This is a genomic window from Alicyclobacillus hesperidum (genome assembly GCF_900107035.1).
In the GTDB taxonomy this organism is placed as follows: Bacteria; Bacillota; Bacilli; order Alicyclobacillales; family Alicyclobacillaceae; genus Alicyclobacillus; species Alicyclobacillus hesperidum.
This window is the reverse complement of record NZ_FNOJ01000001.1, coordinates 219,487-240,999: the sequence shown is the minus strand read 5'-3', so window position 1 is coordinate 240,999 and position 21,513 is coordinate 219,487. Positions and strand designations below refer to the sequence as shown.

At 54.3% G+C, this 21,513-nt stretch carries 19 protein-coding genes and 1 pseudogene; 11 read left to right on the top strand and 9 right to left on the bottom strand.

All coding sequences use genetic code 11. The features are described 5' to 3' along the window. Positions 1-86: 86 nt before the first annotated feature. On the top strand, positions 87-863 hold the full coding sequence (locus tag BLU70_RS01130) for a 3'(2'),5'-bisphosphate nucleotidase CysQ (protein ID WP_006448112.1): 777 nt from the start codon (positions 87-89) through the stop codon (positions 861-863). 14 nt (positions 864-877) lie between these two features. Here BLU70_RS01130 and BLU70_RS01125 read toward each other — a convergent pair whose 3' ends face one another. From BLU70_RS01125 to BLU70_RS01110, 4 genes and pseudogenes are all read right to left on the bottom strand, one after another. Further along, positions 878-1,645, bottom strand: a complete 768-nt coding sequence (locus BLU70_RS01125) for a YdcF family protein (protein ID WP_074691285.1) — start codon at positions 1,643-1,645, stop codon at positions 878-880. Between the two features lie 35 nt (positions 1,646-1,680). After that, positions 1,681-2,106, bottom strand: a pseudogene (gene msrB / locus BLU70_RS01120) (peptide-methionine (R)-S-oxide reductase MsrB); the annotation flags it as partial. A gap of 163 nt (positions 2,107-2,269) precedes the next feature. Next, complete coding sequence (locus BLU70_RS01115; RefSeq protein WP_074691281.1) at positions 2,270-2,455, bottom strand: H-type small acid-soluble spore protein; 186 nt, start codon at positions 2,453-2,455, stop codon at positions 2,270-2,272. Positions 2,456-2,614: 159 nt separating this feature from the next. Next, positions 2,615-3,100 (bottom strand): DUF1641 domain-containing protein, encoded by a 486-nt coding sequence (locus BLU70_RS01110; protein WP_040290712.1) that lies wholly within the window; start codon positions 3,098-3,100, stop codon positions 2,615-2,617. A 221-nt stretch (positions 3,101-3,321) separates the two neighbouring features. Here BLU70_RS01110 and BLU70_RS01105 point away from each other — a divergent pair, with 221 nt between their 5' ends. From BLU70_RS01105 to gap, 6 genes are all read left to right on the top strand, one after another. After that, entirely contained in the window at positions 3,322-4,155 is an 834-nt protein-coding gene (locus tag BLU70_RS01105; RefSeq protein WP_052012417.1) for an AraC family transcriptional regulator, read from the top strand. Positions 4,156-4,349: 194 nt separating this feature from the next. Next, positions 4,350-6,128, top strand: a complete 1,779-nt coding sequence (locus BLU70_RS01100) for an ABC transporter ATP-binding protein (RefSeq protein WP_074691279.1) — start codon at positions 4,350-4,352, stop codon at positions 6,126-6,128. Further along, entirely contained in the window at positions 6,125-7,963 is a 1,839-nt protein-coding gene (locus tag BLU70_RS01095; RefSeq protein WP_006448104.1) for an ABC transporter ATP-binding protein, read from the top strand. The genes BLU70_RS01100 and BLU70_RS01095 overlap by 4 nt, the downstream gene beginning before the upstream one ends. 118 nt (positions 7,964-8,081) lie before the next feature. Next, positions 8,082-9,047, top strand: a complete 966-nt coding sequence (gene coaA, locus BLU70_RS01090; protein WP_040290709.1) for a type I pantothenate kinase — start codon at positions 8,082-8,084, stop codon at positions 9,045-9,047. 143 nt (positions 9,048-9,190) lie between these two features. Further along, entirely contained in the window at positions 9,191-10,231 is a 1,041-nt protein-coding gene (locus BLU70_RS01085) for a sugar-binding transcriptional regulator (RefSeq protein ID WP_006448102.1), read from the top strand. Between the two features lie 14 nt (positions 10,232-10,245). Then, positions 10,246-11,250 (top strand): type I glyceraldehyde-3-phosphate dehydrogenase, encoded by a 1,005-nt coding sequence (gene gap / locus BLU70_RS01080; protein WP_006448101.1) that lies wholly within the window; start codon positions 10,246-10,248, stop codon positions 11,248-11,250. Positions 11,251-11,347: 97 nt separating this feature from the next. Here gap and BLU70_RS01075 read toward each other — a convergent pair whose 3' ends face one another. From BLU70_RS01075 to BLU70_RS01060, 4 genes are all read right to left on the bottom strand, one after another. Beyond that, positions 11,348-11,698, bottom strand: a complete 351-nt coding sequence (locus BLU70_RS01075; RefSeq protein ID WP_074691277.1) for an ArsR/SmtB family transcription factor — start codon at positions 11,696-11,698, stop codon at positions 11,348-11,350. 62 nt (positions 11,699-11,760) lie between these two features. Continuing rightward, positions 11,761-13,149, bottom strand: a complete 1,389-nt coding sequence (locus tag BLU70_RS01070; RefSeq protein WP_006448099.1) for an MFS transporter — start codon at positions 13,147-13,149, stop codon at positions 11,761-11,763. A 288-nt stretch (positions 13,150-13,437) separates the two neighbouring features. Beyond that, entirely contained in the window at positions 13,438-14,856 is a 1,419-nt protein-coding gene (locus BLU70_RS01065; protein ID WP_074691275.1) for a hypothetical protein, read from the bottom strand. Between the two features lie 162 nt (positions 14,857-15,018). After that, positions 15,019-16,278: an adenylosuccinate synthase gene (locus tag BLU70_RS01060; RefSeq protein WP_040290707.1), complete on the bottom strand. Its 1,260-nt coding sequence runs from the start codon at positions 16,276-16,278 to the stop codon at positions 15,019-15,021. A gap of 113 nt (positions 16,279-16,391) precedes the next feature. Here BLU70_RS01060 and BLU70_RS01055 point away from each other — a divergent pair, with 113 nt between their 5' ends. From BLU70_RS01055 to BLU70_RS01040, 4 genes are read left to right on the top strand one after another with little or no spacing between them, the layout of a single operon-like run. After that, entirely contained in the window at positions 16,392-17,303 is a 912-nt protein-coding gene (locus tag BLU70_RS01055; protein ID WP_237716513.1) for a LysR family transcriptional regulator, read from the top strand. 20 nt (positions 17,304-17,323) lie between these two features. Beyond that, positions 17,324-17,995, top strand: a complete 672-nt coding sequence (locus tag BLU70_RS01050; RefSeq protein WP_006448094.1) for a response regulator transcription factor — start codon at positions 17,324-17,326, stop codon at positions 17,993-17,995. After that, on the top strand, positions 17,982-19,442 hold the full coding sequence (locus tag BLU70_RS01045) for a sensor histidine kinase (protein WP_232302114.1): 1,461 nt from the start codon (positions 17,982-17,984) through the stop codon (positions 19,440-19,442). The genes BLU70_RS01050 and BLU70_RS01045 overlap by 14 nt, the downstream gene beginning before the upstream one ends. A 4-nt stretch (positions 19,443-19,446) precedes the next feature. Then, positions 19,447-20,223, top strand: a complete 777-nt coding sequence (locus BLU70_RS01040) for a lipoate--protein ligase family protein (protein ID WP_074691273.1) — start codon at positions 19,447-19,449, stop codon at positions 20,221-20,223. Here BLU70_RS01040 and BLU70_RS01035 read toward each other — a convergent pair. Then, positions 20,195-21,502, bottom strand: coding sequence for a sensor histidine kinase (locus BLU70_RS01035; RefSeq protein WP_232302113.1), 1,308 nt, complete (start codon positions 21,500-21,502; stop codon positions 20,195-20,197). The genes BLU70_RS01040 and BLU70_RS01035 overlap by 29 nt on opposite strands. Between the last annotated feature and the right edge of the window lie 11 nt (positions 21,503-21,513).

The following is a 21,513-nucleotide window of genomic DNA, read 5'->3' as shown; positions in this document are numbered from 1 at the left end:
ACGAGCAAGTTGGACATACTCGGTATAATGGGCATGAGGAGTCTTTTTTGCAGGGCTCAACTTGCTTAAGGAAAGGTTTGTGCATCGTGATCGATACATCGCTGTTACAGGCTGTCGCACAGTTCGTTGAGGATGCGGGCAACATTGTGGAGGATATTGCGAAAAAGGGATTTGATACGCAATTCAAAGGGTTTTCGGATCCGGTCACGACGGCAGATCTGGCATGTGATACGTTTTTGCGCGAGCGGTTGCTCGCGCTTTTGCCTGGCTCTGGCTGGCTCTCGGAGGAGACGCGCGACGACCTGTCGCGGTTGGATGTGGAGTATGTTTGGATTGTCGATCCTATCGACGGCACGCGCGAATTTGTGGAAGGCGTTCCGCAGTACGCGGTCTCGGTTGCGCTGTCAAAACGGGGCGAAGCTGTACTTGGGGTCATTTGCAACCCGGCCCGGCGCGAACTATTCACCGGTTTGGTCGGGAGTGGGGCATGGCTCAACGGCAACCCTATACGTGCTTCACGCGCGCGCGGCGAGCAGTTGACCGTGCTAGGGAGTCGCTCAGAAATCAAGCGCGGGGAATTTGCCCGGTTTGAGCAGACGATGCGTGTCGAAGCCGTTGGGTCTATCGCGTACAAGTTGGCCCTGGTTGGGGCGGGACAAGCCGATGCTACATTTAGCCTTGGGCCGAAAAACGAGTGGGACATCGCGGCAGGTGTCGCGATCGTCAAAGCTGCCGGCGGCCACGTGACCGACAAGGCGGCCAAGCCCTTTGTGTTTAATCAGCAGAATACCTTGGTCAATGGCATTGTGGCAGCGACGGCCGAGGCGTATACGGATCTGCGGGCACAACTTCACGCGGAGTGACGATTGTCACCGGTTTAGCCGCGCACGCCAATCTGGGTCGCCGCGATGCCGAAGTACTCGCGCACGGCTATCGTTGTATCGTCGAGGCCTTGCATAGATGGCAACCAGCCGAACGCGTCGTGGCTCGCTGTGCGATTGACCAAGTAGCCCACAGGATACGGCACGGCTTTCACCTGTGCTTTGGCAAAATCGAGCATGGCGCGGCGCATATGGTACGCCGAGGTGATGAGCAGGGGCGTTTGCACGTGGTGTGCCCGCAGAATGGCGGCCGAGAACAAGGCGTTCTCCTGCGTGTCGCGACTATTTGGCTCCTGCCAGATCATCTGGTTGGGAACGCCCAGGGCAATGAGGTCGCGACGGCCGATGGCGGCAAACGAGTAAGCGTGATCGCCCACGCGTGTGTTTGGTCCTCCTGACAAGAGAATCGGGATGTGTAGCCGACGATACAACATGGCCGCCGCGAGCAGCCGGACCGACGAATCGCCGTATAGATTGCCCAGTCCGGTGATGTCCGGCGTGCCTGTCGTAAAGCCGCCGCCCAGCACGACGATGGCGTCGCCTCGCGGGTCTTTGGGCTGGGGATACGCAGATTCGAGCGGGCGCAAAAGCAGGTTGGCGAACCATTGCGTCGAGACGATGACGATGGCGAGCGCGATTGCGATGTTGGTCTTCGCCAACCATCTGTATCGGCCAAGGCCAAAGAGTCCGGCGAGGGCGAAGGTCAAAGCGAACAGGCCGGGCGGGATCAACAAGCTTTCGATGATCTTGATAACGACAAACATCTCGTGTCTCCTTTGTGCCTTGGACCGGACTCTATTTAATCGAACAGCTTCAGATATTCTCCATATCCTTCTTTTTCTAAATCGCTCTTCGGGATGAAGCGCAAGGCGGCGGAGTTGATGCAGTAGCGCAAGCCGCCGGTCGCACGCGGGCCGTCTGTAAAGACATGGCCTAGATGGGAGTCGGCTTGCTGGCTGCGCACTTCGGTTCGGATCATGCCGTGGCTGTAGTCCGGCCGTTCGATCACGACGTCGGATTCAATCGGCTTCGTAAAACTGGGCCAGCCGCAACCTGCGTCGTACTTGTCGCGCGAGGAGAACAGCGGCTCGCCAGAGACGACGTCAACGTAGATGCCTTCCTCGCTATGGTTCCAAAATTCGTTGTGGAACGGTGGCTCCGTTGCATTGTGTTGCGTAACCTCGTACTGAAGGGGTGTCAAGCGGCGTTTCAAATCATCCTTATCCATATCCGAACTCATCCTTTCGCGATGATGTGTCCAAGTGGTTTCAAGAGGAAGTGCCTCTTTGACAACTCTCTATTCAATGTAGCAAGGTTTTGCGGTGGTGTAAAAGACCAATAGGCAATCCAGCCCAGCCCGCGCACAGATTGGGGCCAGGCGGTTTGCATCAGTGAGGCTTCCCGACCTCCTTTAACTCTGAGACAGGTACTTCTGTGATGGCGCCATTTTCGTACCGAACTTCTGCGTACGGGCTCGATTCAAAGACGCGATTGATATACACCGGTGTCCCTTCGTATTCAACCGGTATGAACTCTTTTGACGCGATGATGTCTTTTGCGCGATGAACGTCCATCTTGGCTCCTCCCACCCAGTTTTCTTGACACGCATAGATGTAGCATGTCCCAGTTGGGTCACGGTATGAAACCTATGACAGGATAGGATTCGGTTGGCGCAGAGATGGGCATGGATATAAAAAGCCACGCCGATTCGGCGTGGCTTTATGCGACATTGTTTACTCTTGATGAGACTCCTTGCCGAGTTCGTCCAGCATGGCGGTCACCAAGCGAATGCCCTTTTGAACATTGGGATCCTTGAGCAACTTCAACAGGCTGAATACGCTGTACACCGTGGTGTCATGTTCCGCGCGTTCTTTCGCGGCGTTGTAGGCGCGCAGCCCTTTCTTCGCCACGTCGACAGCCGGTTTCGTGAAGTTTTGGAACATGTTCGAAAATCCTTCGAGGGTATCGCCATCCGTGACGACATCTTCCGCTGCCTGGTAGACACGGCCAAGCAAGTATACTATCTTCGACAGACGGGGAAGGTTTTCGATCACGGTGGTCAAACTCGTGAGCGTCTCTTCATCCTTTGTCAGGGCCGTCATCACTTGCGCAATTTGTGGAAGTTTCTCCAAGATGGTATTGAGGGATGCTTGTACGGCGGGATCGAGCAGGACGTCAGAGACGTCGACCGTTTCGTGGGTTTGCGTTGCCTCACTCACTGAATGTGCCTCCTTGCCTTCGTTGCACCGATGGAACCGCGTGCGATCCTAGGATTGTCTGGGACGTTACATTCCATTGCCCAGTATAGTGGACGCGAGCGACAATGTCTAATAGATGTTGCCTCGATATTGCCGTACATGCCCGCGCACCTGTATGATTCAAACTGTATAGCAAAACGAATTGTGTAACTTGTCGCAGATGGAGTGATGGTGCCGTGTTGATGGACAACGCATGCGTCCATTCCCAACCAGGGCTTGGGACGAAGGTGCGTGGTGCTGGCTTTGCCGAACACGAGGCGCCATACGTTCAAAGTGTTCGCTCTGGACTCGACTCGTATTTATTCCGCCTGCAAACCGATGGCCAAGCGCGCGTTTTGATCGGTGATCGTCTGTTGGTCGCCGAGGCGGGCGATCTTGTCATGTTTGCACCCGGGCAGGTGTACGAGCTGCGGATCGAAGGGAACGATGCTGATCGCACGTCGACAAACGACGTGTTGTCGACGGACCTCTACTTGTTTTGTGAAGGTCCCTGGTTAGATCAATGGTGGCAAGGGCGCCCGCGTAAGACACATCTGCGGTTGGCTCTCCATGAGAACTGTGTGTATCTTTGGCGACAACTCATTGAGGAGTACCGGCGACCGGGCCAGCCAGATTTGGAGTTGTGCGATTATCTGTTGCGGGCCTTGTGTCTGACCGTCGATAAATATGGTTACGATCCCGCTGCCGCATCTCCCATTCCTTTAGCGGCGGAGCGCATTCGCTCGTATATTGAGAAGCACGCAGCCGAGGAGTTTACCTTGCGCGACGTCGCTGAAGACATTGGACTCTCCGTGTCCCGGGCGGTGCATGTCTTTAAAGAAGCCTATGGGCAAACGATTGTTCAATACTTGCAGGACGTACGCTTGCAAATGGCATGTGATCGAATGCGCTTTAGCAATCTCAATTTAGAGCAAATTGCCGATCTTTGTGGTTTTCGTTCATATTCTTACTTTTATCGCGTGTTTCGGGCCAAGTATGGCGTCTCCCCAAGCGAATTTCGACAGCGGGCACAGTGACCGCCAGCATTCGGCGGTCTGCCCCGCTCCCATCCTGATAATCCCAGAAGATAGGTCAAAACGGCTTAGTTTTCTTGCCAGCCAAATTCGTCATTAGATGACCAAATCGACAATATGCAGCCTTCCTGGTTTGTGGTTAAATGACACTCGTGTCGCACCACCTGGTGTCGGAAAGTGGGAGAGGAGAGACTTTTGTGGAAGGCGTGTACCGGCGTTTAAGCCGCTTTTACCGTCCTTATTTGCGCTTGCTGTATGTCAGTTTGGGCTTGCTGGTGTTAACGACAGCACTTCAACTCGCCTATCCGTACTTACTGAAAATGATCGTCAATCGAGTCGTCATCGGTCATCATTTTCAGGCGTTGCTGCCGCTATCTGCGGCGATTTTGCTTGCGTCGATGGTCAAAGGCGTATTTAATTTCTCGCAAGCGTATTTGGCGCAGGTGTTTGGCAGCAAAACCGCGTTCGATCTGCGCAACGCATTGTACAAAAAACTGAATCATCAACCGTTTTCCTATTATGACAACGTTCATACAGGGGATCTGATGTCGCGGATGACAGCGGATTTGGATGCGTTTCGCATGTTCTTTGCATTCGGCATCAACAACCTGATGAGCCTAGGCCTTACCGTCGTGCTTGGGATCAGCATGATGTTGACGATGAACTGGATATTGGCGTTGGTTCTCACCGCTCTCATGCCTATTTTGGCGGTGACGGCTATCCGCTTTGACCGGCAATTGCATCCGGTATTCCAGGCTGTGCGGCGCACTCTTGGCAATCTGAATTCGGGCGTGCAGGAAAACCTCATGGGTATGCGCACGGTGAAATCGTTTGCAAAAGAATCGTTTGAGATCGACAAATTCAACGAGCGCAATGACGCCTATTATGGTGCAAACATGCAAGCGACGAAGCTTTGGCGCAAGTTCTTCCCGTTTATCGAACTCGTCGGCAATATTGGCGTGGTACTCATCTTGATGGTCGGTGGCTGGCTCGTCATGTCATCGCACATGAACTTGGGTGATCTGGTCGCCTTTTTGTCCGTGGTTTGGTACATGATTTGGCCGATGTCGCAACTCGGATTTTTCCTCAATAACTGGACCCAAGCAACCGCAGCAGGAGAGCGTTTACTCGAGATTCTCGAGTATCCGGACGACCTTGACGCGTCAGATGAGCAAATCTCGCAATCGGTCCAAGGAAAAGTAGAGTTTCGCAATGTCGGTGTCAAGATGGGCGACAAGTGGGTTTTATCGGACATCAACTTTACTGCCGAGCCGGGGCAGACCATTGCCTTGCTTGGCTTGACCGGTGCCGGCAAAACGACGTTGACGTCGCTCATTGCCAGGTTTCGGGATGCGACGGAAGGCGAAGTATTAATTGACGGAATTCCAATTCGATCCTGGAACCGCCACGCGTTGCGCTCGCAGGTCGGCGTCGCGTTTCAGGATCCGTTCCTCTTCTCGACGACCATTTTCGCCAACATTGCATACGGGCGCCCTCACGCGAAGGTTGAGGACGTCCGCCGGGCCGCTGCTATTGCGGATGCCGCGGAGTTCATCGACGAGCTTCCCGAAGGTTATATGACACTCGTCGGCGAGCGCGGCATGGGACTTTCCGGTGGGCAAAAACAACGCGTTGCCTTAGCCCGGGCAATCTTGCTGAATCCAAGCATCCTCATTCTCGACGATGCGACGAGCGCGGTCGACATGGAGACGGAATATGAGATTCAGCAGGCTTTGCAAAAGGTCATGGCTGGCCGGACGACGTTTATCATTGCCCATCGCATATCGTCACTCAAGCGCGCGGATCAGATTCTCGTCCTCGACGGCGGGCGGATCGTCGAACGTGGTACACATGAGGAATTGCTCGCCAGTCACGGGCTATACCGGCATATCTTCGACATGCAGTTTCAAGATTTCGCTTCGATGAACGATAGCGGAGAAACAGCACAGACCGGAACGGAGGGGCACATCGGATGAGCGTGAACGCGAAGGAACAAGTGCGCTCCGAAGCGTCGAATCGCGAAGAATTGCTACGTGCGCCTTTTATTTACCGCGATGATGAGGCTTTGGAAAAGAGCTTTCAATTTACACTCATGAAGCGGCTCGCGTCATATATGCGACCTTATCCTGGACTGATGGCAGCTGCCTTCTGCGCAACGCTAGGCAACCTGGCGGTCACACTCATCGCCCCCTACTTGGTTGGCCGAACCATTGATACGGCGATTGCACATCACCGCGTGCATGCGTTGTTGGCTTATGGAGCAATACTCATTGGGCTTTACTTGCTGAACTTTGCGGCGTCGTCATTTCGCATCTACTTGACGAACCAACTTGGTCAGCGCGTCATCCAAGGACTGCGCAGGGAGCTGTTCGTCCACGTCCAGGGATTGTCGAGCGATTTTTTCGATGCCAGACCAGCCGGGTCGATTTTGGTTCGGATTTTAAATGACGTCAACTCACTACAGGATTTGTTCACGAACGGCGTCATCAATTCGATCACCAACTTGTTCACGTTGATTGGCATCATTGCCATCATGTTTTCACTGAACTGGCAGTTGTCGATTGTGACATTGGTCGTCGTTCCCTTCATGTTTATGCTCTCGTTGCGCTTGACGATTCAAATCCGTCGCGCGTGGCAGCAGGTGCGTCTTCGTCTGAGCCGAATCAATGCGCACCTAGCAGAAGGCATTCAAGGCATGCGCGTGACCGAATCGTATGTGCGCCAGGACGAGAATCAAATGTTCTTTGAAAAGATGAACCGCGATTACATGGCGACCTTCTTGCGTGCGCAGCGTTGGTCCATTCCGTTTGGCCCACTCGTCGACTTGACCGGTGCACTCGGAAGCGCTTTGCTTTTCTGGTATGGCGTGCATCTGTTACACAATGGGGTCGTCACCGTCGGGTTGCTCGTTGCCTTTGCCAACTACCTCGGGAACTTCTGGACGCCCATCGGCCAACTTGGTCAAGTATACAACCAAATTCTCGTCGCCATGGCATCTTCAGAACGTATTTTCCAGTATCTCGACACCCAAGCGAATGTCGTCGATCGCGATGACGCAATCGCTTTGCCTCCTATTAAAGGGAAAGTTGAGTTCCGTTCTGTTGGCTTTTCCTATGAAGAGGGCCGGAGAGCGCTGAGCGACGTATCATTCGAAGCTCTGCCAGGGCAAACCGTGGCCTTGGTTGGCCATACGGGCGCCGGTAAAAGCACGGTCATCAACCTGCTAGCTCGCTTTTACGATCCGACAGAAGGTTCCATTCTCGTCGATGGCAAAGATATTGCCAAGGTGTCCCTCGATAGCTTGCGCAGTCAGATTGGTATCGTGTTGCAAGATACCTTCATCTTTTCGGGAACCATTATGGACAATATTCGGTATGGCAATCCCGCTGCTTCCGACGAAGAGGTGAAGGCGGCTGCCCGTGCCGTCTATGCGCATGAGTTTATCGAGAACTTGCCGGAAGGTTATCACACGGAGGTGCGCGAACGGGGCAGTCGCTTGTCGCAAGGACAGCGCCAACTCATTTCGTTTGCGCGAGCCATTCTTGCTGATCCGCGCATCTTGATACTCGATGAGGCGACGGCGAGTATTGATACCTATACCGAACACCTGATTCAAAAGGGACTTAACGTATTGCTGGAAGGGCGGACGGCGTTTGTCGTTGCGCACAGGCTCTCGACGATTCGCGATGCCCATCAAATTTTGGTGTTTGACGGGGGGCGGATCGTCGAACGTGGGACCCATGCGCAACTCATGGCGCATGGAGGTTATTACTACGACTTGGTAGCCGCACAGTACAAGTTTCTCGCCTAAGTGTAGGTAGCGGCGAATGTCTCCCTTCTGTTTAACGATCAAAGCATGTATACTTTGCACTAGCCCGGCTCTTTGGCCGGGCTTCAACATGGTAAGCGGCACATATCGGAGGCGAATCATGGGACAAGAACGGGTCTCCAAGGCGAATCGCTTTAGCCCTTTTATCTCGTTTTCGCGTGAGGAGTGGCGACAATTGCGCGCTTCCACGCCGCTTTTGTTGCAGGAGGAAGATTTGGCGCGCCTGCATGGAATCAACGAACGCGTGTCACTCGCTGAAGTCGAGGACATTTATCTTCCTTTATCAAGGCTATTAAACCTGTACGTGGGTGCGACACAAAGCCTGTACGAAGCGACCCACAAGTTCCTCGGCCATACCGGAACGAAGGTCCCTTATATCATCGGGATTGCGGGAAGTGTTGCCGTCGGCAAAAGCACCACTGCTCGCATCGTACAAGCGCTCTTGTCGCGCTGGCCTAATCATCCGAAAGTGGATCTCGTTACGACAGACGGGTTTCTGTTTCCAAATGCCGAATTGGAGCGCCGCGGTATCATGCACCGCAAAGGATTTCCGGAGAGCTACAACACGCGGCGGCTTATTCAATTTTTGGCGGATGTTAAGTCTGGAAAACCAATTGTCGAGGCTCCAGTGTATTCACATCTTGCCTACGACATCGTCCCGACCGAAAAAATCGTAGTTCGTCAACCTGATATCGTCATTTTAGAGGGGCTCAATGTCCTGCAGACGTCGGCCGCCAGCCATGCGCAGAGGCCAATGAACATCTTTGTGTCCGACTTCTTCGACTTCTCCATCTATGTCGATGCGCCTGAGAACCTAATCCGCGAATGGTACATCACGCGCTTTTTCACATTAAGACAAACTGCGTTTCGCAATCCAGAGTCGTATTTTCACCGTTATGCATCGCTGACCGATGTGGAAGCTGAAGCGACGGCCTCGCGTATCTGGGAAGAGATCAATGCGAAAAATTTACGGGAAAACATACTGCCCACCAAACCTCGTGCGCAGTTAATCTTACATAAAGGAGAGGGACATCAGGTACAAGAGGTGCAGTTGCGGAAGATATGAATGGCGATTTGGTAGGCATTGCGCAACCTTGGCAAAGACGCTACACTACAAGTGATGGGACGATATTTGGATCGCAGGGACTGAAGATGTCCCGGTGACGTACCGACCCGTGAACCATGGGCGGCATGTTGAGGAGAAGCGCTATGGAGACGACGGATTGGGCGGCGGTGCAGCGGATCGTTCCAGAACTGATGGGTGTGTTACAGAATCGTTTGCGGATTTTACAGCGAGTCAACGCCCTTGCACCCATTGGGCGGCGGGCCTTGGCACAGGCGATGGGTCAGTCGGAGCGGACCCTGCGCTCCGAATTGGATGCGCTTAAGCAACAAGGGCTGCTGCTTACGTCTACGTCGGGCGTCACACTGTCGACCGAAGGACTGACTCTATTGCGTCAGTTGGAGCCAGTTGCGGCCGCCCTCGCAGGTCGGTCGGACTTAGCTTGGCGGCTTTCGCAGGCGCTTGCTGTCGCCAACGTGATCGTCGTCGAGGGAGACAGCGATGTGGAGCCATGGGTGACGGAGCGCATAGGCTCCAGCGCGGGGGAGCTACTGATCGACGCGATTCGCGATGGCGACGTGATCGCCGTCACGGGTGGTACGACGGTTGCAGCCTTGGCAAAATCGGCGCCGGTTCGTTCCGGGCTGCGCGATATTCAAGTCGTCCCGGCGCGCGGCACAGTGGGTGAAACGGTGGCCTACCAGGCGAACACGATCGCGGCGGAACTCGCTGAAAAGCTCGGTGGTCGCTCGGTGATGTTGCACATTCCGGACAGCTTATCGCAAAAGGCGTTGGAACAATTGCTGGAAGATCCGTACATTCAGCAGCGATTGCCCGTCATTCGATCCGCGACGGTTGTCGTGCACGGCATCGGTGACGCCTTGGCAATGGCGCGAAGGCGGCACGCCAGCGACGCCGAATTGGCATTGCTGACCGAGCGGGCAGCAAAGGCCGAGGCTTTCGGACATTATTTCAACGCCTACGGCGAAGTCGTGTACGCCATGCAAACCATCGGCTTACGGTTGACGGATGTCGACCGCTCTCGCCTGGTGGTTGCCGTCGCAGGGGGCGCGAGCAAAGCTCAGGCCATTGCTGCGGTCGCGCAGGCGTATCGCATCGATGTCTTGGTGACGGACGAGGGAGCTGCACGCAGACTGCTGCAAATGAAATCCGAATTAGACATGTGAGGAGAGAATCGAACATGGCAGTGAAAGTAGGCATTAACGGGTTCGGTCGCATTGGACGTAACGTGTTTCGTGCGGCACTCAACAACCCGAACATCGAAATTGTGGCTGTAAACGACCTCACGGACGCAGAGACGCTGGCGGCGCTGTTAAAGTACGACTCTGTACACGGCGTTTTGGCTGAAGACGTTCGGGCGGAGGGCAATCAGCTTATCGTTGCGGGCAAGACGGTCAAAGTATTCGCTGAGCGCGATCCGGGCGCGATTCGATGGGCCGATGCCGGCGTCGAAATCGTGATCGAATCGACGGGTATTTTTACGGATAAGAACAAGGCCGAAGTGCATATCACGCAAGGTGGAGCGAAGAAGGTTATTATTTCGGCTCCGGCGAAAAACGAAGACGTGACCATCGTCATGGGTGTAAACCACGAAGTGTACGACCCGGCGAACCATCACGTCATTTCCAACGCATCCTGCACGACCAACTGCTTGGCGCCGGTTGCGAAGGTAATCGACGACACGTTCGGGATCGTCAAAGGTTTGATGACGACGGTTCACTCGTACACCAACGACCAACGGATTCTCGATCTGCCGCATAAGGACATGCGCCGTGCTCGTGCCGCTGCATTGAACATCATCCCAACTTCTACGGGTGCTGCCAAGGCTGTCGGTCTCGTGTTACCGCACCTTAAGGGACGCCTAAACGGCATGGCTATGCGCGTGCCGACACCGAATGTGTCGATTGTCGACCTTACGGCACAGACGAAGAAGACGGCGACGATTGAAGAGGTTAACGGTGCGTTGAAGGCGGCTGCTGAAGGTCCGCTAAAGGGCATCTTGGCGTACAATGAGCTTCCTCTCGTTTCCCACGATTACAATGGAGATGCGCATTCTTCGACGGTCGATGGCCTATCCACGATGATCATCGACGATATGGTAAAGGTCGTCGCTTGGTATGACAACGAATGGGGCTATTCGAACCGTGTCGTCGACCTTGCTTCTTACATTGGGTCAAAGATGTAAGCCAATTTCAGACATGACCTGTCGGTGCCGTCGTTATCGACGGCACCTATAAAAAGGCCTTGGCGATTGGTTCGCCAAGGCCTTTACTTTGAATGGATTATGTTGTCGCTGCCTTTGGTCGCTCAACTGTCTCTTCCGCCGACCTTGCGTTGTCCGCCAAGCGCATTAAGGTGTGCCCCAGCCGTCTCAGCTTCGCTTCGTTGATGCTGTAGTACAGCCATCGTTGGTCATCCGGATCGCGGCGAACGCGGATCAACTCGTAGTCGCGTAGCACCTTGATGTGATGTGACAGTGTGTTCTGGCGGATACCTAAGGTGGCGCTTAATTCTGCTGCACAGCGTTCGCCGTTTGATAACGCCTCGACAATGCGCAATCGCTGTCGTTCGCATAAAACCGCCAGTCCGTCCCACGCCGTGCCTTGTACCGTATCCTTCGCCCTCGAATTCAACGTACAATCCCTCCATCAAAATCCGATGCACCTTGTCTTTACATGGTGAAACGATCTCGTCGTTAGCTCACACTGTGCCGCGGTGATGTCGAGGTTGCTGAGTGGTGTATCTCTTCGTTGTCTTCGAGTGAACGCTGTTTCATTTCGGGTACGGCCACCATTGTCAGCACGGCTCCCAACAAAGCCACGCCTGCCAGCATGCCCATCGTGACATTGAGCCCTGACGCCTTGAGAATGCCAGGCAGGACGAATGCACCGAGAAAGGCTCCAATTTTGCCACCCGCGGCAGACATGCCATGCGCCGTTCCGCGCAGATTGGTCGGGAATACTTCCGACGGAACGAGGAATGTCGTGGTGTTCGGTCCGAATTCGATAAAAAAGTAACTAATCGCGTAGACAATCAGGAACACAATCGGCAACTTCGCGATGGTCGGTACGAAGAAAATTGCCGCATACGCACAGGCCATCACGACGAAACCGACACTTTGAATCGTTTTGCGGCCGATTTTATCCATGAGACCAGCGGCCACGAAATAACCAGGAACCGCTGCGACAAGGAAAATAGCTGTTGCCACAAGGGTTGTCGTCACCAGAGCTGCGTGTGGGAGCAAAGCTTTCAAAATGAGTTGCGATGAGACGCTGTTGCCGTAAAATGCGACGTCGATTAAAAACCAACTGCCTGCCGTGCCAATCAGTCGAATGACATGTTTGCGACTCCACATACTTTGCTTTGCAACCGTACCATTCCAAGATCCGCCGGCGACACGCTGGCCTGTCAGGTGTGATGCGACGTTAGCGGCTTGGCTGGCGTCCTGTTTGACGGCGAGTAGATAGCGCGGCGTCTCAGGCATTTTCCGACGCAAATAGATGACGGATGCGGCGGGGATTGCACCGAGTCCCAGCATCAGCCTCCAGGCAACGGCATGTGGAATGCCGAGTGACAGCAAAAGGGAAGCGACTAAAGGTCCCGCTAAAAGCCCAAGACCCTGCATCGCAAATACCATCGTCACCAAAAATCCACGGTTTTTTCGATTCGCATACTCAGTCATAATCACCGAACTGGTTGGGTAGTCACCACCTACGCCAAGGCCAACAATGAATCGAAAAATGACGAGCCAGATGAAGGACGGTGCACATGCGGATAAAATGGCGCCCACGGCCAGCATGGCGACTTCGATTCCGTACATTGCCTTACGACCAAGCAAATCCATCAGCTTGCCGAAAAACAAGGCTCCGAGTGCTGCAGCTGCCAAGGAAGTACTATTGAGTATCGACAACTGCGTCGTGGTCAGGTGCCACATCGGTGTCAAAATAGCGGTAACCGTCCCGATGATAAACAGGTCGTAAGCATCAGTGAAAAAGCCCATTCCTGCCGTCAAAATGGTTTTCCAATGAAATGAATTGAGCTTGCTTTCGTCAAAAGCCTCTAGAACGCTGGAATTGACGGACACAGTGGTCGCTCCTTTGCTTATAAGTGAGTCTTGGTTGTCAATGTTTCGATGAACACTGATACAGTTTGCACCATTTCGATTGTGGTCGATGTATTCCGAAGTGAATGTTACGCCTCAATTGTGAAGAAGGCATATGCGGATTGTGAAGACTTTGTAAAGGTGTAGGTAAAAAGTAGGGTGCCTTGGAGCGAATATGGGTGATGTGGTTAAGGTTGGGGTTATCCGAAAGGCGACGGAGGCTGAGCCTCGAGGGTTCAGTCCCCGTTCACCGGTTAGGAATCAGATGGTTCAAGCCCATTCCGCACGCAGAATAGGCAAAAGTGGGTCGGATGGTGCGATTTCCGTTACATCCTGAATCGTGACACCGAAGAGCGACGGTTGATTCACATATGCAACTTGACCATTGGTAAAGTCTATCCAAGCGTTTTCAAACGCATATAAACCAAACTGGTAGTCAAACCGAAATCCGCAGTCCGCCACGGTCTTATTTTGATAAACCAATTTATGTGACGATGTCAGCCACAGGTACGCGGAAGATGGATCCGGTGACTGCGCATTCTTGAGTGGCGTCGCGGTAGGCAGAACGCTTGCGAGGCCTCCATTCACGTTCCATTTAATATTGTAGTTTCCTGGGGATGCACTCAAAGCGTCGTACTTGGCACGATTGGGTGACAGAAACTGAAGCGTACCGTGAAATCCCGGAGGAATGGTCACATTTAACGATGCGCCCTTTGTCTTCGCCCTGACCGCAGCTTGAAGCTGCTTTGTGAAGCTGGCGTTAAAGGACGGAACTGTCTCTCCGAATGCAGACTGAAATGCCTGATCCGGATTTTCGTGTGTCAGGTTGTTGGCCAGTTTTGCAATCGAGGATATCCCGAACTTCGAGATCAGGTCACAGATGGCGAGCCAGTCTTGAAGTTCGTAATCATAGGTCTCGGATCCTGACAAAATGGCTGCTTCGTCGTTGGATAAGGGCACAAGAGATCCGGATTGCACAACGTCGAGTATATCCTCGGCGTATTCGCGCTCGTCACCCTCGAATTCTGCCTGCGGCTCAATCGCCTTTTGGCCGTTAAATCCCATATAGACGGCCATGCCCTCATTCATCCAACTCGGCAGATACGAGATGTTCTGATTGATGGTCACATGAGTCAGTTCATGTGTCAACGTATTGGCGAGATCGTAATCACTTGTATTCTGAAACAGCGGGATAATCACCGTGCTACGTAAGGTAAAACCGTTCGAATCCTGAGAGAGGCTACTGGCATCGCCCTGCGATACACCAATTTGTTGCAATAGTTTTGCGTACGAAGACGCGTTGTTGACTAGATAGACCGTCGCCGGTTTATGCATGCGCAGACCGAGAAAGTTGCTGATGCGACTGACGGAGTGGACGCGACTAAGGATGGCCTCGGCGCGCTGAATGTCTCCGTTTGTGACGCCGCTGCCGTAGGCTTCGAACCGCACCATGCTGGAGTCGGCAGGTACAGGCGAATAAGCATAGGAAATGCGTGACGGATCCGCCGTGTGGCTTGGAGCGTTCTGGCCGCTGTCCGCCAAATTGGCCGCACCTACACTCGCAGGTCTTTGATGGATTCGGGATGCTGAAAACGTGGGAGAATTTGACCAAGAACCGAAGGTGGTGCCGGCGAGGGCGATGCCAGCCGCAAAAGTAGGCCAAAACGCCCTATGAATACGCTTTCTCATGTTGTCCAACCCTCTCGTGATATGAGCCGATCTACTAAATATATAGCCTGAGTTTTGAGGAATTTGCAAGAGAATTTCGGGGCAATTGCCACTCCCATGGAAACGCTTCAAGGCCAGCCCAGTAGGCTGGCCCAGAGTTCGTTGTTGCAGTGATGAGGCGGATTAGTTTCGCACGATGGTCTGTGCCCGGTCCGGTCCGACGCTGATGTAGCGGATGGGAACACCGACCCAGTTCTCAATTTGCTCCACAAACGCTCGGGCGTTCGCCGGCAACTCGTCAAAGTGGCGGCAAGTGGATATATCCTCATGCCAGCCCGGTAGGGACTCGTAGACTGGCGTGACGTGTTCCATGTCATAAGCGGGCAAGGGCCATTCATAACGCGATCCACCTTTGTCATAGGCGATTCCGACGCGAACTTCATCCAGGCCCGACAGGACATCCAGCTTCATTAAGGCGAGTTCCGTATAGCCATTGACCCAAGCGCCGTATCGCAGCGATGGGATGTCGAGCCAGCCGCAGGCGCGAGGGCGGCCCGTCGTAGCTCCATACTCATGACCTTTGTCCTGCAAATATCGACCGTATTCGTCGTGCAATTGCGTCGGGAACGGGCCTTCGCCGACTGCAGTCGTGTACGCCTTGGATATACCGGTGATTCTACGAATAGCAGTTGGCGGTACACCGGCACCTGCGCCAATGCCACCGGCTATGGGATTGGACGAGGTGACAAACGGGTAGACCCCCCAATCGAGATCGCGCATGATGCCAAGCTGTCCTTCAAACACCACATGTTTGTCTTGCTTGTAAGCTTCGTACAACAGCGGTGTCGTATCCGCAATAAAGGGCAGTAGCTGATTGCGTGCTTCCATCAAGGTAGACCATACATCGTCCCACGTCCCGTAGTTTGCGAGTGCGGGGATGCGCGCTAACTTGGCTTGGTATGCAGCTTGTAGGCGTTCGCGGAGGCGCTCCACGTCGCGGAGTTCTCCTATCTGCAGGCCAAAGCGACCGACTTTGTCTTGGTAGGCTGGGCCGATCCCTTGCAGTGTTGTACCGACCTTCTTAGCGCGCTGTTCTTCTTCCCATCTGTCTTGCCACAGATGATAGGGCAGAACCATGTGGGCGCGTTCGGAAATCATAAAGCGGCTGGTGTCAATCCCCGCGTCCTGCAAGGTCGCAAGTTCTTGCACCAATTGCCCTGGGTGGAGAACGACACCCGCCCCGAGCACCGAGATCGTATGTTTGTGAAAGATGCCTGAGGGCACCAGGTGCAATGCAAACTTTCCGTGCTCATTAACGATTGTATGACCGGCATTGCCGCCGCCTTGATAGCGAACAACGATGTCTGCGGACTCAGCCAAATAGTCGACCATTTTGCCCTTGCCTTCGTCGCCGTACTGTGCTCCAACCACCGCGTGAAACATCGGATGACCTCCTCGAATCGCTTTCACATGCTTCAGTGTACGTCTCTTTTGGATATGTGTAAAATGAATGATGTGTATTGTTTTGATACGATTTATGTATGGGTGATGAAACATTGGATGTTTTATATCGAACCTTGCTTGCCGTTGTCGAGCATCAGACGTTGTCTGACGCAGCGCGTGTGTTACATACCACACAGCCGACGGTAACGCGTCAGTTGCAGCAGTTGGAACGGCGACTTGGGGCACCGTTATTCGATCGCTCTGGCAAACGGTTGACTCTCACTGGCGCAGGTGAACGCGTATATGCGTTTGCTTCGGAGCTGCAGACACTTGAAGTGCGCTTACAGGAAGAGCTACGCGAGTTTGCCGATCCGAGCGCAGGTCTTATTCGCATTGGCGCTGGGCTGTCACCCACTTTATATCGGTTGCCTTCTATTCTCGCGCAATATGCGGAGCAACATCCGCGTGTACGCTTTCAGGTTGTCACCGGATCGTCCAAATTGACCATGGAGCGGTTGCAAGCGCGAACGGTCGATGCCGCCATCGTCACGACGCCGCCTGCCAGTAGCGACGATTTCGTGATGACGCCGCTTTGGCGAGACGCGTTGGTCGTCGTGGCGCCGTCTGGCCACCCACTTGCTGGATGCGCTTGTACATTGGGCGATCTCGCTCAGCAACCGATGGTCGTGATGCATCCAGAGTCTGGTTTACGGCAGTTGGTTCATGATACGTTTACGCGCATGGGTGTTGCGGATCCGGCTTTACCGCTTATGGAGACCGACAGTTTGGAAGCGATGAGCCGCTTTGTACAGGCGGGGATGGGACTAGCCATCGTGCCATGGCCGGCCGTTGCGGAGGACGTGCAAGCAAAGAGATTGTGTACGGTCAATCTCATCGATGTCGATCTCGGTGCGCGTACCGTCACACTCGTCGTACGCAAGCACACAACGATGCCGCAAGCAGCACAGGCCTTTGTTTCGTGGCTCGCCGCACGGTCAGAAGCACCGGGTCGCGAATTGCGGTAAGATGAAGTGGGTGATTGGCAATGCGCGTGCTGTTAGTCGAAGATGAGCCCGGATTAATCGAATTTTTGACGTTGGAACTAGAGTTGCAAGGTGTGGCAGTTGATGTCGCACCGGATGGGGAGTCAGGGCTTGCGCTCGCGCGCGAGCATCCTTATGACCTACTGCTTGTCGATATCATGTTGCCTGGCATGAACGGAATCGAATTGTGCCAAGCTGTTCGCATGTTCTCGAATGTCCCTTTGATTATGTTGACCGCTCGTGGGTCGGTGGCGGATCGTGTCGACGGGCTTAACGCTGGCGCCGACGACTATCTTGTGAAGCCGTTTGCAATTGAAGAATTGTGGGCACGCATGCGTGCCTTGCGGAGGCGACATGAGGCGTCATCCACGACGTTTCGGTTTGGCGAAACCACCGTACAAATGGACCTTCATCGCGTTGTGTACCGCGGGCAGGACGTCGACTTGACGGCGCGCGAGTACGATTTGTTAGTCTACCTTTTGCGGCATGTCAATCAAACGTGTTCGCGCAACGATTTGCTGGAACGTGTGTGGGGATTCCACACACCGGGAGATACGAATGTCGTCGACGTGTATATTGGTTATCTGCGTCAAAAACTGGACCCGGAGCGAAAGTACATTAAAACCGTGCGTGGCCAAGGCTATCGGCTTGAGGTGCATGATGAGTCGCCGTAGTACACAGGCGTCTTTGCTGCGTTGGAGCACATGTTGGTGCGCTGTTGTCTTTATTGTCTTTACTACCGTCTTTATGACGGCGTTCTCGGCGGCCAGCTTAAACTCGTACAAGCGCGTAATGGAGCTTGAGATGGCGACGTTACTTGGCCAAGGCGTCGACCAGTTGGCACAACAAACGGTGACGACGAGTTGGGATCGATATGTCGCCGTGACAGACTCGGTGATCCGTCTGACGGATAACGAGGGCAACGTCTTGTTCCAAATCAACAGTCCGGTTTTTAGTAGTGACATCGTACAACAAATTGTCAACCGCGTGCCTGCTCAGCCACAGGGACAGGACTTCTCCAAGCCAGAATGGAGTTACCCGTATAAGTGGCGCGACGCCAGCGGATTTCACCGCGTGATCGCGCTGACCGAAGGCGTTCATTTTGAAAATGGCGCCAGCGGTGTGCTGGCGATTTATAGCCTGACGGACCCTTTGCGCCAGGACACCTTTCACATGTTAAGCGTGTTTGTCATCATGGATGTGGCTGTGATCGGCTTGTTTGCCAGTGGTATGTACGTGTTGTTGCGCAGGGGATTTCAACCACTGCAACGCCTGATGGCTGGGATACAACAAGTCGAGTGGCGGCGCGCTGGCCGCCTTCGGTTTGACCGACTGCCACCAGAACTTGCGTCGCTGCAACAGTCGCTCAATCAGTTGTTGGACCGCATCGATGACGCTGTCGAAGAGCAGCGCAGATTCATGGCAGATGCGTCGCACGAATTGAGGACGCCTTTGGCGATTGTAGCTGGACACGCAAATCTGCTACGCCGTTGGGGACATCAGAACGCGCGCGTTTGGGAGCCAGCCGTACGCAACATTGTCCTTGAGGTGGAAAGGCTTCAGAAGTTGGTCGACCAACTTCTGACGATGTCGCGTCTCGAGGAGCAGAAATTGCCGCCTGTAACCGAGGGCCTGGATCAACGGGGTCTAGAGGAGCTGTTTGTCCGATTGGGCGAAGATGCGTCGGTTTTACGCCCGGATTTGGACATCGAAGCACACGTCCATTTGACGCCAGGGACTCGGGTTGCTATCGAGCAGGACAGGCTTCGTCAGGTGCTGGTCGGCCTTATCGACAACGCGATGCGCCATACGAAGGAAGGGGGCTGGCTTGAACTTGCTGCCCGCGAGGAAGGCCCGATGGTGCGGATATCGGTCAGCGACGACGGCGAAGGGATACCCGCAGATGTGCTCCCGCACATCTTTGAACGGTTTTATCGCGGCGATGCGGCACGGGCGACGGGCAAGGGCTCAGGCTTGGGACTTGCCATCAGCAAGCAGTTAATAGAGGCTTATCAAGGAAAAATTTATGTCCGCAGTCGTGAAGGCCGCGGGACTACCGTCATGATTTTATTGCCGACTTTGCGCACCATGCACATCGATGGAGAGAAGAGCGGGGAGTGACATCATGAGCATCACGGACTGGCGAGTATTGCTGCCGACCGAATTAGACATAGTGACGGACGAATTCGCTTTGCATCCACTGAACAATATTCTGTATGATGACGAAATTGCTAAACAAGTCGCGCAAGGTGCGCGTCGCCCCACTGTGCGTGTATGGCGGCATGCGCCTGTGCAAGGACTGGTCGTCAGCCGACGGGACGTCGCAGGTGCAAACGGGGAATTCGCGATGAACGCCATGGCGGACGAAGGCTGGCCCATTTTCGTCCGGTCGACGGGCGGCACCGCAGTGCCGCATGGCAGCGGCATGCTCAACATGTCGATCATCTTTCCGCGGCAGCACGAGAAAGCCACCACGGATGCATATTACAGGTTGCTCTGCCAGCCACTGATCGACTGGTTTATCCATCTTGGGCTATCCGCCTCGACAGGTGAGGTCCCAGGAAGCTATTGCGATGGTGGCTACAACGTCCAAGTCGATGGTAAGAAAATCGTTGGCACTGCACAGGCGTGGCGCGGGGGGTTAGCCGGCACAACGTCTCGCCATCCCGGATACGTTCTCGCCCATGCTTGCATCGCGATCGATCTCGACATCGGCGCAGCCATTTCCGCTATCAATCGCTTCTATGGGTACGCGGGCGCCGCCATCGACGTCCAACCCGAGACTGCCAGCACGCTAGAAGAAAGGCTGCAACGACCGTTTGACAGCGCCAAAGCCAAGCGGTCGTTGGTCGACTTTCTCGGTTCATATTGGACTACACAGGGCGTTTGCGTCCGTTGTTAGACGGCTCTTGCGGATCACCCACGCTGAGTGCGGTCGTTCGCTTCGGATGAAAGGGCAACTCGACGCGCACTGTCGTCCCCTTGCCGAGGCCGTCGCTCCAGATACCGATGCGCCCGCCGTGCGCTTCTGCGACCCACCTGGCAATGGATAGCCCAAGCCCAGTGCCTTTGCTCGACTGCTCGCGCGATCGCGACGGATCGACGGTAAAGAAGCGGTCAAACACGCGATCCAAGTGCTCCTTCGCAATGCCTAATCCCGTGTCGCGGACAGAAAGCGTCACATGGTTGCGGCTGCGCGTTGCCGCCAACTCGATCTCGCCACCCTCATCGGTAAACTTGACCGCATTGTCCAACAAAATGACCAGCAACTGATGGAGTCGATCGCGATCGCCGAGTATAACAAGCGGTTCATTGGCTCGGACAGTTAGATGAATGCCTTTCATATCGGCAATGGTTTCGTAGAGATCCTGAATGTGCAGCAACAGGTCACGCAGGTCAAGCGGCTTGCGGTCGATGGGCATGCGCTCGGAGTCGGAGCGGGCGAGGGTGAGCAAATCCTGTACCAGTTTGGCCAGTCGTCTCGCCTCGCCATGCGCGTTGTTCAGCCACTCCAAATTCTCCTCCACCGATTGATCTGTGTGTTCCATCACGATACCTAAATTCGATTGAATGACGGCGAGCGGCGTGCGCAGTTCGTGCGACGCGTCGGCGACGAACTCCAACTGTCGCTGCCAGGCGCGGCGAATCGGCTGCAACATGCGATCCGACAAAATAAATCCGACAAGCGCGGCCCCGAGCATGCCGAACGCGCCGACGAGAATAATCACCGATTGCAACTCACTCAACACATGAACGGTTTGCGAATCATCGAGTAGCGTTGCCAAATAGGGAGAGCCGCCTCCCGAAGTCGGCAATTGAACATAAAAGATGCGATAGTGCTCGCCCGCAAATGTGTAGTTGAGAAATTCTTGATCATTTTTTACGGTATCAAGCCGCGCTTTCACATGAGCGGCGAGTGACGCATCTGGTATCGTGCTAAAACTTCCGTTCTCGACAAGTAAGAAGTAGATTTGCGGTGAACCTGTGGATCCGAAGCTCGGAATACCTGTAAGTACGGCTGTGTTCATCACGCGGTAGGCGGCTTCGCGCAGGCCAAAATCGACGCTGCGCATGACGAAGCTACGAATGGTCGTGTATACGGCGACCGACGTGATGGTATAGAGTACAACCAAAAGCACGACGGAGAGCATCGTCAAACGAAGACTAAGTCGCCTAAACAAAGGGCACTTCC

Bases quoted from the DNA above. Each gene is read 5' to 3' on its own strand.
- BLU70_RS01125 (WP_074691285.1), bottom strand. From the start codon at position 1,645: ATGTTTGTCGTTATCAAGATCATCGAAAGCTTGTTGATCCCGCCCGGC.
- BLU70_RS01115 (WP_074691281.1), bottom strand. From the start codon at position 2,455: ATGGACGTTCATCGCGCAAAAGACATCATCGCGTCAAAAGAGTTCATA.
- BLU70_RS01105 (WP_052012417.1), top strand. From the start codon at position 3,322: ATGGACAACGCATGCGTCCATTCCCAACCAGGGCTTGGGACGAAGGTG.
- BLU70_RS01095 (WP_006448104.1), top strand. From the start codon at position 6,125: ATGAGCGTGAACGCGAAGGAACAAGTGCGCTCCGAAGCGTCGAATCGC.
- coaA (WP_040290709.1), top strand. From the start codon at position 8,082: ATGGGACAAGAACGGGTCTCCAAGGCGAATCGCTTTAGCCCTTTTATC.
- BLU70_RS01085 (WP_006448102.1), top strand. From the start codon at position 9,191: ATGGAGACGACGGATTGGGCGGCGGTGCAGCGGATCGTTCCAGAACTG.
- gap (WP_006448101.1), top strand. From the start codon at position 10,246: ATGGCAGTGAAAGTAGGCATTAACGGGTTCGGTCGCATTGGACGTAAC.
- BLU70_RS01065 (WP_074691275.1), bottom strand. From the start codon at position 14,856: ATGAGAAAGCGTATTCATAGGGCGTTTTGGCCTACTTTTGCGGCTGGC.
- BLU70_RS01060 (WP_040290707.1), bottom strand. From the start codon at position 16,278: ATGTTTCACGCGGTGGTTGGAGCACAGTACGGCGACGAAGGCAAGGGC.
- BLU70_RS01050 (WP_006448094.1), top strand. From the start codon at position 17,324: ATGCGCGTGCTGTTAGTCGAAGATGAGCCCGGATTAATCGAATTTTTG.
- BLU70_RS01045 (WP_232302114.1), top strand. From the start codon at position 17,982: ATGAGTCGCCGTAGTACACAGGCGTCTTTGCTGCGTTGGAGCACATGT.
- BLU70_RS01040 (WP_074691273.1), top strand. From the start codon at position 19,447: ATGAGCATCACGGACTGGCGAGTATTGCTGCCGACCGAATTAGACATA.